Source organism: Pseudomonas mosselii (assembly GCF_003205295.1).
GTDB lineage: Bacteria > Pseudomonadota > Gammaproteobacteria > Pseudomonadales > Pseudomonadaceae > Aquipseudomonas > Aquipseudomonas mosselii_B.
Window position 1 is genome coordinate 1 of sequence record NZ_QJRP01000004.1, and the last position, 12,549, is coordinate 12,549.

The window sequence follows — 12,549 nt, forward strand, 5'->3', positions numbered from 1 at the left end:
CCGCCCCGCCCCCTTCATTACACCGCTGTCGAGCGCAAACTGCCCCAGTGGCTGAAGACCGCTTCACCGACGCTTCGCGCGGCAGTCCGCGAACGGCCTAGGCCGCCGGCCTGGCTGGCCCGGGCAATTCAGGAGAAGCCGGCCATCGCCAGGGCCTGGAGCGAAGAGCACGCCCGTCTTCGCGAACACCAGGCGCACGTCGCGAAACTGTTCGAACAGCTCCCGGACCTCGCGACATTCGCCAGGCAGCAGCTGAGCGAGGCCATGACCAGGCGTTTCGGTCTCTCCCTCGATGTGGACACGACCTACCTGGTGGACGCCCGGATGATCGACGCATCGCATGCAATCGATACTCGCCAGGCCGTCGACAGGGCGACGCGCTCGCTGCTGCAGAGCGCCCTGCACAATTTCGATGGCGCCGCCACGGCAACAAACGGCATGGACGCCGCCGATGCCCCGCTGAGGAAGTCCGTCATCCTCGACCATCGCCGGTTCATGGGTAGCCTGCCGATCGGCAATGCACTGGATATCGGCGCCGAGGCATTCGCCGACCTGTGTCGCACGCTGGACATTGGCGGCCAGTATCACGACAAGCTCCACGGCATCTATTACCCGGTGGATGAATCGGGCCAACCCGATGACGCGGCAGCGCTGGCGGTCTATCAGACCCTTGGCCGGGCCGAGGAGTCGGCATTCAGGCACGCCCTGCACTTCGCCCGGCTCAAAGGCGACATAGGCGAGCCCCTGTACAACGCCGCCCTCGCCACCCCACTGGACCAGGACACCCCCTGCGCGGCGACCGGTGCCGTCGAGTTCAGTCTGCTGTCGCTCTGGGAAGTCGAACTGGTCGGCATCGCGCTCGTGGCGCTGCCTGCACAGGCGCAAATGACCATGGCGCTCTACACGCCTGACGACAGCGAAACGCCTTTAAAGGAGTTCGCATCCATGCAGGCCCTGGAAGACGACTTGCGCGACCGGCTTCAGGCGAACCTTCATTATCTGGACAAGCACGTCGCCGAGCGTGACAGGGCCTCGCTGAGCCGCAGGCTCGCGGATCGTCTCACGCCTGTCCGCTGGAGCCGCCGGGGCCTGCAGGAACGCGTGCCGGAGCCACAGGCCGGTCTGGCTCCGGTCGCGCACCCCTTGCGTCATTCGTTTCTCGGCGTCATGGCGTTTCAAAAAGTCGAACGCCACGAGAAAGACGCCATCCACCACGCCGTTGCGACACGTGTCGTCGACCTGCAGGCCGCCAAGGCCCACCATGCGCTGATTGCCACACGGACGCTGACAGCCCTGAACATCGCCGGTTTCTTCGTGCCAGGCCTGGGCGAGGCGATGCTCGCGGTGTGCGTCATGCAACTGGCCTACGAGGTCTACGAAGGCTTCGAGAGCTGGCGCAACGACGAAAAAGACCAGGCCTGCCAGTACCTGGTGGATGTGGCCGAGAACATCGCGATGATGACCGCACTGGCCGCCGTCACCTCGATGGTGCGGGGCTCCACCGCGGCCGAAGGCGGTGCCGCGGCGGAGCCGTCGGTGCCGGAGCGGATCCCCGTGCAGACGCCATCCTTCATCGAGGAGCTCCAGGATATCGAGCTGCCCGATGGCGAGGTCCGCCTGTGGAAACCAGACCTGGCCCCTTATCGCATCGATCAGGCACTGCCCGACGCCGTCGAGCCGGATGAAGACGGCCTGCTGAGCCATCAAGGCAAGCGCTGGCTCGTAATACAAGGCGCCCGCTACAGGGTCGAGAAGGCACCGTCGAGCGCTCGCTATCATCTTGTCCACCCGACCAAGGCATCAGCGGCTCGCCCGGCCGTACGCCACAATGGCGCCGGTGCCTGGCTGCTGCCGCTCGAGCAACCCTTGCAATGGACACGCGAAACCCTGCTGCAACGCATGGACCTCTCGGCCAGCCATTTCAGCGCCGAGACCGCCGGGCACATGCTGCAGGTCAGTGGCATCGAAGACGACGTGCTGCGGCGCGCGCTGGCCGAAAGCGAAGGGTTGCCGGCCGTGCTCCAGGACACGATCGTCCGCTTCAAGCTGGACCAGGCCACCCAACGCCTGCCTGGGACACCGGTCCTGACCACCGAGTTCGAACGGGCCTATGGCCGTCTGCCAGGCAGCCAGGCAACGGGGGCCGCTACGATTCACCGGGTGTACCCGAAACTCCCGACGACGGTCATCGACGAGCTGCTGCGCCACGCCAGCGTCGGCGAGTTGCAGGCACTCGGCGCCGAAAAGGTCCCGCTGCGCCTGGCCGGGGAAATTCGCATCTACCAGCAGCAGATTCGCCTGGCGAGGGCCTACGAAGGGCTGTACCTGAAGTGCGTGCGCAGCTGGGACATCGAGCGCCTGCTCGTGCATACCCTCGAGCGCCTGCCTGGCTGGCCTGCCGACACCAGGCTCGCGCTTTACCAGCACCGCTACTGGCCAAGCGAACACATCGACATAGGCCCGGCGAGTGCGACCTTGCACAGGGCCATCAGCAGCGTCGAGGCCGGCTATCTCGTCACAGGCCTGGGCAGCACGGACGCCGTCCTCACCCCCAGTGCCACGCTCCATGCAGCCTTGTACCGGGCCTTGCCCGAAGCCATGACGCAACTGGGTGTCGCGGACGAAGACGGGCTGCGCCAATTGCTGCGGGAGCACCCACTGCCACGCGCGAGCGTGAGACAGGTGCTGGGGATGCAGGCTGTACGTCCCGGCTACCGCTCGCCCATGCGCCTGGCCGATGGCCGCCTGGGTTATCCCTTGAGCGGCGGTTTGCCGTCGGAGCGGAGCATCACGCGCCAGACCTTGCTCGACACCATCGTCGCGACCGGCCTGGCCGAACATTCCCGAAGATCGGCGCAGGAGATTCTGATGATCATCACCAGCCCTGGCCGCACCCCTTCCCAGGTCCTCGCGCGGCTGCAGACACTGCTCGAACAACGCAGCGAACTGCAGAACAGGCTCGATGACTGGAGCGAAGCCATCTCGCCCAGTTCCGACCAGGCCGCGCAGCAATACGACACCCTGCGCGCCGCCATCATGCAGCACTGGTACGACACCGCCCTGGTGGAGAGTGGCGAGCACACGGCCGAGCTGCTCATTCAAGGGGTAGCCTTGGCCGATATCCCGATGACGTTGCCCGAGTTCTTCACCTCGCGTGTCCACCGGCTGCGCCTGCTCGACCTGCCCCCTGGCAACCTCGCTGGCTGGATGCAGCACGAGCGCTTGCTGCAGCGCCTCCTGCAGCAGCTGCCACAACTCCAGGCACTGGAAGTCAGTCGCCCCTACATGCGCTCGGCCACCCCATCGGCCTTCATGTTCAGCATCCTCAACATCACCGAGCAACTGCCCGACCTGCAGACACTGGCCGTGACCAACCAGAACATCCCACTGTCCTCCAACGACATCGGGCGACTGGCGGAGTTGCGCCAGCTGCGACGCCTCGACCTGAGCGGCAATCGCTTCGCGCAGCACATCAGCCCCGACTTCGCTGGCTTTTCCCTGGAGTACCTGGGCCTGGACGACATGCAACTGGGCCAATGGCCGGTCGGCCTGGGCAGTACCGCGCTGGAGCGAATCGCCCATGTGTCGCTACGCAACAACAACCTCAGGTCACTGCCCTCGTTCCTGCTCGATGCCCCAGGCACCCTGACCAACCTCCCCCTGCTCTCGCTGGAAGGCAACGACATCAACGCACATCACCTGCAGCGTTTGCTGATCAACGAAAGCGGCCCCGTCTCGCGGGTGCGGGCCGACCTGGCAGAGGAAGTCACCGAGCAGGTCGAGCGCGTTCGCCGTGAGCGGCGCCAATTGCAGGACGCGCTCGATGGCTGGCGGGGCGCCTCGAGCTCCTCTGCCCCGCTGACCCAAGCGATCCTGCAGGACCGGCACAACATCGAAGTGGCGATCCGCTCGTTCTGGACGAACCTGGAGCGCGGCCAGCGCTACCTGCGGCTGCGCTTCGAAGATGTGGCGCTGGAGCACTTTCCCCGGCGTCTGCCGGGCTTCTTTGGCGAACGCCTGGAAACACTGGTACTGAACCGGGTGAGCGGCTCGGCCGAACAACTGGGCGAGTTGCTCGGTCGCTTCCCCAACATCACCCGCCTGACCATCGATGCCCACGTAGCCCCTACCGCCGCCCTGGCCTCGGTGCTGCCGCGCCTGACACGGCTCACCCACCTGGAGTTTCGCAACATGGGCCTGGAAATCGACCAGGCCACGCTCGAAGCCTTCGGCCGCTTGCCGCACCTGTCGTCGCTGGACCTGTCCGGGAACCGGGTGGGTGCCATCAGCCAGCTGCCCCGCAGCCTGTCCACCAACCTGACATCGCTCAACCTGAGCAACATGAGCCTGCAGGCCTGGCCGGTCTGGTGCGATAGCCTGCTGCCCCTGGAGTTCCTGGACCTGAGCGCCAACAACATCACGCAACTGCCCGATCACATTCTGGAAACCATCCAGAGCCCGATGCCGATCTCGTCGATCTCGCTGTTCGACAATCCCCTCTCGGCCGACACCATCCAGCGCGTGCGCACCTATTCGGACAGCCAGCACAGCCTGTCCTTCGCCCTGGACATGCCCGACAACCTGATGCTCACCGACTCGTCGGATGACAGCTCGCAGCTCGACCATCATCATTTTCCGATGCCTTTCGCGGCAGACGACACGCCCAGCCGCGAAGACTGGATGCTGGGCAGCGCTGCGCAGAACGAGGCGTTGAACGATGCCTGGGACACGCTCCAGGCGCTCCATGCCGACCACAACCTGTTGCGCCTGGCCGGTCGCTTGCGCAATGCCGCGCCTTATCTCGACCCGACCACGCGAGCCGGCTTCTGCGAGCGCGTGCGCATGATGCTGGTGACGGCGGCCTCCAATGACACCGAGCGCCCCACCATGAGCAGCATCGCCGAGGCCGCCCTGCCTGACCCGGTGTCCGGATCGCAGACCTGCCACGACGGAGCGCTTCAGGAGTTCAACAACATCGAGTTGCTGATGATGAGCAACCGCACGCTGATCGAGGCGGGCGACACCTTGAAAGACCTTCATCAGCGCTTGCGCCAGCTTTACCGCATGGGCCAGCTGGAGCTGCTGGCCAGCAGCCGCACCGGCCCCGGAGATCGCGCATCGGTGCGCCTGGCCTACCGCCGCGAACTCGCGCGGGAGCTTGACCTGCCGATCGCTGACAACCTGCGCTTTCGCGGCGCCGCCATGCTGGTACCCGACGAACTGGCCAGCGTGCTGGCGCAGGTACGGGAGAGGGAAGGCAGTAACGCATTCCTCGAATACCTGCTGGCCAACCACGACTGGACCAGCCGTTTGCGCGGTGAGTATCAGAGCCGCTTCGCCGAGGTCGAGCAGCGCTTTGGCGAAAGGGTCCTGGAGGTAAGCCGGCTCGATGTGCCGTTGAGCGAAGAGCTGATCCTGCAGCAGGACCTGCAGGACGACAGGGAGCGGGAAGAGAAAGCCTTGCTCCTGGAACTGACGATCCTGCACACCAGGCATGACTGACACGGTTCCAGGCCCGCCCAGGCGAGCCTGGAATCATCAGCGACCGTAGCGCTCGTCACCCCAGGCGATCAGTGCTTGCAGCAGCTTGCGCAGGACAGCCTGGGTCGGTTGCGCCAGGTCCTGGCGGTAGGCGAAGGGTTCCACCTCATCCATGTAGGTGCTCTGCGCCAACTCCAGTTGCACCGCATGGACATGGCTGGCCGGATCACCATAGTGCCGGGTGATGTGCCCGCCCTTGAAGCGGCCATTGAGCACGTGGCTGTAGCCCTCGGCTTCGGCACACACGCCCTGCAACCGTTCGGCGAGTTCAGGATCACAACTGGCGCCGTTGAAGGTGCCCAGGTTGAAATCCGGCAGCTTGCCGTCGAACAGGTGGGGGATATGCGAACGGATGGAGTGGGCATCCCACAGCAGCGCATAGCCGAACTCGGCACGCAGGCGCTCCAGCTCGCCGCGAATGGTGTCGTGGTAGGGGCGCCAGATCCGCTCCAGGTAAGTCGCCCGCTCGGCGGCGGACGCCACCTTCCCTTCCCTGAACAGCGGCTCGCCGTCGAACAGCGTGGCCGGATACAGGCCGGTCGTGGCGCCGACATACAGCGGCTTGTCGTCATCCGGTCGATTCAGGTCGATGACGAAGCGCGAATACTCCGCCGCCACCACGCTTGCGCCGAGTTCACGGGCGAAGTCGTACAGGCGCGGAATATGCCAGTCGGTGTCCGGCAGGCTTCGAGCCGGTTCGACCAGGCCATCACGCACGGCGTCCGTCAGCTTCAGCCCGGCATGGGGCATGCTGATCAGCAGGGGCAGACGGCCCTGGTGGAAACTCAATACCTTGTCCATGTCGCCTCGCTCAGTTGGATATCTCGTGGCCCAGGCGCACCACGCGCTTGGGCAGGTCGCCGCCGAGCCAGTAGCTGAGGTCGGCCGGGCGCTCGATCTGCCAGGCGATGAAGTCCGCCACCTTGCCCACTTCCAGCGAGCCGTGGCTGTCGCCCAGACCCAGCGCCGTGGCGGCATGCACGGTGACGCCGGCCAGGGCCTCCTCCGGGGTCATGCGAAAACAGGTGCAGCCCATGTTCAGCATCAGGCGCAACGACAGCCCCGGCGAAGTGCCGGGGTTGAGGTCACTGGCCAGGGCGATCTTCACGCCGTGCCGGCGCAGGGCATCCATCGGTGGCAACTGGGTTTCGCGCAGGAAGTAGAACGCCCCTGGCAACAGCACGGCAACGGTGCCGGCCGCGGCCATGGCGATGGCGTCTTCCTCGGTCATGAACTCCAGGTGATCGGCCGACAGCGCCTGGTAGCGCGCTGCCAGGCTCGAACCATGCAGCGACGACAACTGCTCGGCGTGCAGCTTGACCGGCAGCCCCAGCTCACGCGCCTTGATGAACAGGCGCTCGACCTGGGCCGGGGAGAACGCCAGGTGTTCGCAGAAGGCGTCCACCGCGTCCACCAGATCCTCGGCGGCCAGCGCTGGGAGCATCTGCTCGCAGATATGGTCGATGTAGGCGTCCGCCCTGCCCGCGTATTCCGGCGGCAGGGCGTGGGCGGCCAGGCAAGTGCTGCGCACGGTCACCGGCAGTTCCTCGCCCAGGCGCCGGGCAACGCGCAGCATCTTGCGCTCGTTTTCAAGGTCCAGGCCATAGCCGGACTTGATCTCGATCGTGGTCACCCCATCGCGCATCAGCGCCTGCACCCGCTGGCGGGCACTGGCCAGCAGCTCGTCCTCGCTGGCCGCGCGGGTGGCCCGCACGGTGCTGGCGATACCGCCGCCCTGGGCGGCTATCTCGGCATAGCTGACGCCCTGCAGGCGCTGCTCGAACTCGCCGCTGCGGTTGCCGCCGAACACCGCGTGGGTGTGGCAGTCGATCAGCCCGGGGGTGACCCAGGCGCCACCCAGGTCGACGACCCGGTCGGCTTCGACCGGCGGCACGTCAGCGCGGGGACCGATCCACTCGATCAGGCCAGCGCTGGTGACGATCGCCGCGTCCTCGATGACCGCGTAGCGGCCGTCAGTCATGGTCGCGGCGTGGCAGTGCTGCCAGAGGGTTCTCATCAGGATCTCCTTTCTAATTCAGCGGTGCAGCTCGGCAGGCTCCCGGACCGGCTCGCCACCACCGGCGCGCGGCTTGCACCACAGCAGGTAGGACGCCACCAGGAACACCACCCAGATCACCCCGACGATCAACGCCGCCTGGGTGTCGGGGAAGTAGCCGAGCACACCGAAGATGAACACCATGAAGGCAATGGCCAAGGCCGGGCCATAAGGCCAGAACGGTACCGGGAACTTGAGCTGGGCGACTTCCTCGCGGCTCATGCTGCGGCGCATCGCGACCTGGGTGACCAGGATCATCAGCCACACCCACACGGTGGCGAAGGTGGCGATCGAGGCGATCAGCAGGAACACGTTTTCCGGGATCAGGTAATTGAGCAGCACGCCGATCAGCAGCGCCGCGCCCATCACCACCACGGTCATCCACGGCACGCCGTGTTTCGACAGTTTGCCGAAGCCTCGTGGCGCCTGGCCGTGCTGGGCCAGGCCGTACATCATGCGGCCGGCGCCGAAGATGTCGCTGTTGATCGCCGAGATGGCCGCCGAGATCACCACGATATTGAGCACGGCCGCAGCCGAGCCGATCCCCAGGTTACTGAAGATCTGCACGAACGGGCTGCCCTGGCTGCCGATCTGCGGCCACGGGTACAGGCACATCAGCACGAACAGGGTGAGCACATAGAACAGCAGGATGCGTAGCGGCACGGCGTTGATCGCCTTGGGGATCACGCGCTGAGGGTCTTTCGCTTCACCTGCGGTGACGCCGATGATCTCGATGCCGCCGAAGGCGAACATCACCACCGCGAACGAGGCGATCAGGCCACTGACGCCATTGGGCATGAAGCCGCCGTGGTCGAACAGGTTGCTCACCCCGACCGCGTGCCCGCTGCCCACCTGGCTGAAGCCGAAGGCCATGATGCCAAGGCCCGCGAGGATCATCGCGACGATGGCGCCGACCTTGAGCAGCGACAGCCAGAACTCCATCTCGCCGAACACCCGCACGTTGCACAGGTTCAGGCCGCCGATCAGGAACACGATGCCCAGCACCCAGATCCAGCGGGCGACCTCGGGGAACCAGAAGCCCATGTAGATACCGAAGGCGGTGACGTCGGCGATGGCGACGATGACCATCTCGAAGGCGTAGGTCCAGCCGAGGATGAAGCCGGCCATGGGGCCGAGGTAGGTGCTGGCGTAGTGGCCGAAGGAGCCGGCCACCGGGTTGTGCACGGCCATCTCGCCAAGGGCGCGCATCACCATGAACACGGCGGCGCCACCGATCAGGTAGGCCAGCAGCACGGCCGGCCCGGCCATCTGGATGGCCGAGGCCGAACCGTAGAAAAGCCCGGTACCGATTGCCGAACCGAGCGCCATGAAACGGATATGCCGGGCCGATAGCCCGCGCTTGAGACCTTGAGCTTGTTGCATGTCACGTCCTTATTGTTGTTCTGGTCGTGAATTCGGGAGGGGCTGCTGCAGACAGCCCATCGCGGGGCAAGCCCGCTCCCACGATTGGCGTGGGAGCGGCGATGCGGCGGCCCGACTTGCCCCGCGATTGCGGTGTTACAGGCTAGGCAGGACCCCAGTCGGCAGCAGGCCGGTCAAGGTACCTTTGGCCAGCAGCTCGGACGCCACCTCGATATCCGGCGCAAAGAAACGGTCACGGTCATAGTGCGGCACGTCCTTGCGCAGGGCCTGGCGTGCTTGCTCGAGCTTGACCGAAGTCTTCAGCCCCTTGCGCAGGTCCAGGCCCTGGCAGGCGCCCAGCCATTCGATGGCCAGCACGCCCCGGGTGTTCTCGGCCATTTCCCACAGACGCTTGCCGGCGGCCGGGGCCATCGACACGTGGTCTTCCTGGTTGGCCGAGGTCGGCAGGCTGTCGACACTGTGCGGGTGCGACAAGGCCTTGTTCTCGCTGGCCAGCGCGGCGGCGGTGACCTGGGCGATCATGAAGCCGGAGTTCACACCGCCATTTTCCACCAGGAACGGCGGCAGCTGGGACATGTGCTTGTCCATCATCAGCGAGATGCGGCGCTCGCTCAGCGAGCCGATCTCGGCGATGGCCAGGGCCAGGTTGTCGGCGGCCATGGCCACGGGCTCGGCGTGGAAGTTGCCGCCAGAGATCACGTCGCCTTCGGCGGCGAACACCAGCGGGTTGTCCGACACGGCGTTGGCTTCGATACCCAGCACCTCGGCGGCCTGGCGGATCTGGGTCAGGCAGGCGCCCATGACCTGAGGCTGGCAGCGCAGGGAGTAAGGGTCCTGGACCTTGTCGCAGTTCTTGTGCGACAGCGATACTTCGCTGGCGTCGCTCAGCAGGTCGCGGAAGCAGGCGGCGGTGTCGATCTGGCCGCGCTGGCCACGCACTTCATGGATACGCGCATCGAACGGCGAACGCGAACCCAGCGCCGCTTCCACGGTCAGGCCGCCACAGGCGATGGCCGCGGCGTACAGATCCTCGGCCTGGAACAGGCCGCGCAGGGCGTAGGCGGTGGAGGCCTGGGTGCCGTTGAGCAGGGCCAAGCCCTCTTTGGCGGCCAAGGTCAGCGGCTCCAGGCCGGCGACGGCCAGGGCTTCGGTGGCGGGCATCCATTGGCCCTTGTAGCGGGCCTTGCCTTCACCCAGTAGCACCAGCGACATGTGCGCCAGCGGAGCCAGGTCGCCGGAAGCGCCGACCGAGCCCTTGAGCGGGATGTGGGGGTAGACTTCGGCGTTGACCAGGGCGATCAGCGCGTCGATAACTTTACGGCGGATGCCGGAGAAGCCACGGCTCAGGCTGTTGATCTTCAGCACCATGATCAGGCGTACCAGGCTGTCGTCCAGCGGCGCGCCGATACCGGCGGCGTGGGACAGCACCAGCGAGCGCTGCAGGTTCTCCAGGTCATGGCTGGCAATGCGGGTCGAGGCCAGCAGGCCGAAACCGGTGTTGATGCCGTAGGCGGTGCGGTCTTCGGCGATGATCTGCTCGACGCAGGCGACGCTGGCGTCGATGGCCGGCGCGGCGCTGGCATCCAGCTGCAGGCGCACGGGGGCGGCATGGATGGCGCGCAGTTGAGCCAGGGTCAGGGTGCCGGGCTTGAGGGTCAATTCGGTCACTTCGCTACTCCAATCGCATGGGGCCGCGCAGGGCCCCTTCTTGTTGTTCAGTATCACCCGTACAGGGTGCGATCCAAAGCGCGCCGATCAGCCGGTGATCATCGGCAGGTCCAGGCCCTGCTCCTTGGCGCAGTCGATGGCGATCTGGTAACCGGCATCGGCGTGGCGCATCACGCCGGTCCCCGGGTCGTTGGTCAGGACGCGGGCGATACGCTCGGCGGCTTCATCGGTACCGTCGCAGACGATGACCATGCCCGAGTGCTGGGAGAAGCCCATGCCCACGCCACCGCCGTGGTGCAGCGAAACCCAGGTGGCGCCGCCCGCGGTGTTGAGCAGGGCGTTGAGCAGCGGCCAGTCGGAGACCGCGTCGGAGCCGTCGCGCATGGCTTCGGTCTCACGGTTGGGGCTGGATACCGAGCCCGAGTCCAGGTGGTCACGGCCGATGACGACCGGTGCCGACAGCTCGCCGCTGCGCACCATTTCGTTGAACGCCAGGCCGAGCTTGGCGCGCAGGCCCAGTCCGACCCAGCAGATACGCGCCGGCAGGCCTTGGAAGCTGATGCGCTCGCGGGCCATGTCCAGCCAGCGGTGCAGGTGGGCGTCGTCCGGGATCAGTTCCTTGACCTTGGCGTCGGTCTTGTAGATGTCCTCGGCGTCGCCGGACAGCGCAGCCCAGCGGAACGGACCGACACCGCGGCAGAACAGCGGGCGGATGTAGGCCGGGACGAAGCCCGGGAAGTCGAAGGCGTTGGCTACGCCCTCTTCCTTGGCCATCTGGCGGATGTTGTTGCCGTAGTCAAAGGTCGGGATGCCTTGCTTCTGGAAGTCGAGCATGGCTTTGACGTGCACGGCCATCGATTGCTTGGCGGCTTTCACCACCGCAGCCGGGTCGGTCTGGGCGCGGTCGCGGTACTGTTCCCAGGTCCAGCCGGCCGGCAGGTAGCCGTTGAGCGGATCGTGGGCGCTGGTCTGGTCGGTGACCATGTCCGGGCGCACACCGCGCTTGACCAGCTCAGGCAGGATCTCGGCGGCGTTGCCGTGCAGGGCGATGGAGATGGCCTTGCCTTCGGCGGTGTACTTGGCGATGCGCGCCAGGGCGTCGTCCAGGTCCTTGGCCTGCTCGTCGACGTAGCGGGTTTCCAGGCGGAAATCGATGCGGCTCTGCTGGCACTCGATGTTCAGCGAGCAGGCACCGGCCAGGGTCGCGGCCAGTGGCTGGGCACCGCCCATGCCACCGAGGCCGGCGGTCAGTACCCACTTGCCTTTCAGGCTGCCGTTGTAGTGCTGGCGGCCAGCTTCGACGAAGGTTTCGTAGGTGCCCTGGACGATGCCCTGGCTGCCGATGTAGATCCAGCTGCCGGCGGTCATCTGGCCGTACATGGCCAGGCCCTTGGCATCCAGCTCGTTGAAGTGTTCCCAGTTGGCCCAGTGCGGCACCAGGTTGGAGTTGGCGATCAGCACGCGCGGGGCGTTGCTGTGGGTCTTGAACACGCCGACCGGCTTGCCCGACTGCACCAGCAGGGTTTCGTCGTCTTCCAGGCGGGTCAGGGTCTCGACGATCTTGTCGTAGCACTCCCAGTTGCGCGCGGCGCGGCCGATGCCGCCGTACACCACCAGCTCTTTCGGGTTTTCGGCGACCTGCGGGTCGAGGTTGTTCATCAGCATGCGCAGCGGCGCTTCGGTCAGCCAGCTCTTGGCGGTCAGCTTGTTGCCACGCGGGGCACGGATTTCTACGTCACGGTATTTGTTGTTGTCAGTCACGGGAGAGGTCCTCTGCGGTCGTCCGCGGGCGGGTATGTCGTGGTCAATATACAAACACATCTTTACTTGTATGTACAAGCATGGACAACCAAAAAATTTAGACCTCTCCGCTGAGCGGCTGAAATAGCTGGGGCCGCTTT

At 65.9% G+C, this 12,549-nt stretch carries 6 protein-coding genes; 1 reads left to right on the forward strand and 5 read right to left on the reverse strand.

Going from position 1 to position 12,549, the window contains the following annotated elements:
• Positions 1 to 144 precede the first annotated feature (144 nt).
• Positions 145 to 5,502: a dermonecrotic toxin domain-containing protein gene (locus tag DMX06_RS05005; RefSeq protein WP_309147756.1), complete on the forward strand. Its 5,358-nt coding sequence runs from the start codon at positions 145 to 147 to the stop codon at positions 5,500 to 5,502.
• Positions 5,503 to 5,538: 36 nt separating this feature from the next.
• On the opposite strand, the gene hutG is transcribed toward DMX06_RS05005, so the two are convergent.
• The 5 genes from hutG to hutU all read right to left on the reverse strand — a co-directional run bounded on the left by hutG (position 5,539) and on the right by hutU (position 12,409).
• A complete protein-coding gene (hutG, locus tag DMX06_RS05010; RefSeq protein ID WP_110735194.1) occupies positions 5,539 to 6,342 on the reverse strand; it encodes an N-formylglutamate deformylase in 804 nt (267 codons plus the stop codon).
• 10 nt (positions 6,343 to 6,352) lie between these two features.
• Positions 6,353 to 7,558 carry an imidazolonepropionase gene (hutI, locus tag DMX06_RS05015; RefSeq protein WP_110735197.1) on the reverse strand — a complete coding sequence of 402 codons (1,206 nt, stop codon included), beginning with the start codon at positions 7,556 to 7,558 and terminating at the stop codon, positions 6,353 to 6,355.
• 18 nt (positions 7,559 to 7,576) lie between these two features.
• Entirely contained in the window at positions 7,577 to 8,980 is a 1,404-nt protein-coding gene (locus DMX06_RS05020; protein ID WP_110735200.1) for an amino acid permease, read from the reverse strand.
• A gap of 135 nt (positions 8,981 to 9,115) precedes the next feature.
• Positions 9,116 to 10,648 (reverse strand): histidine ammonia-lyase, encoded by a 1,533-nt coding sequence (gene hutH / locus DMX06_RS05025; RefSeq protein WP_110735203.1) that lies wholly within the window; start codon positions 10,646 to 10,648, stop codon positions 9,116 to 9,118.
• A gap of 87 nt (positions 10,649 to 10,735) precedes the next feature.
• On the reverse strand, positions 10,736 to 12,409 hold the full coding sequence (gene hutU / locus DMX06_RS05030) for a urocanate hydratase (RefSeq protein WP_028688392.1): 1,674 nt from the start codon (positions 12,407 to 12,409) through the stop codon (positions 10,736 to 10,738).
• Positions 12,410 to 12,549: the final 140 nt, after the last annotated feature.

Bases quoted from the DNA above. Each gene is read 5' to 3' on its own strand.
- DMX06_RS05020 (WP_110735200.1), bottom strand. From the start codon at position 8,980: ATGCAACAAGCTCAAGGTCTCAAGCGCGGGCTATCGGCCCGGCATATC.
- hutG (WP_110735194.1), bottom strand. From the start codon at position 6,342: ATGGACAAGGTATTGAGTTTCCACCAGGGCCGTCTGCCCCTGCTGATC.
- hutI (WP_110735197.1), bottom strand. From the start codon at position 7,558: ATGAGAACCCTCTGGCAGCACTGCCACGCCGCGACCATGACTGACGGC.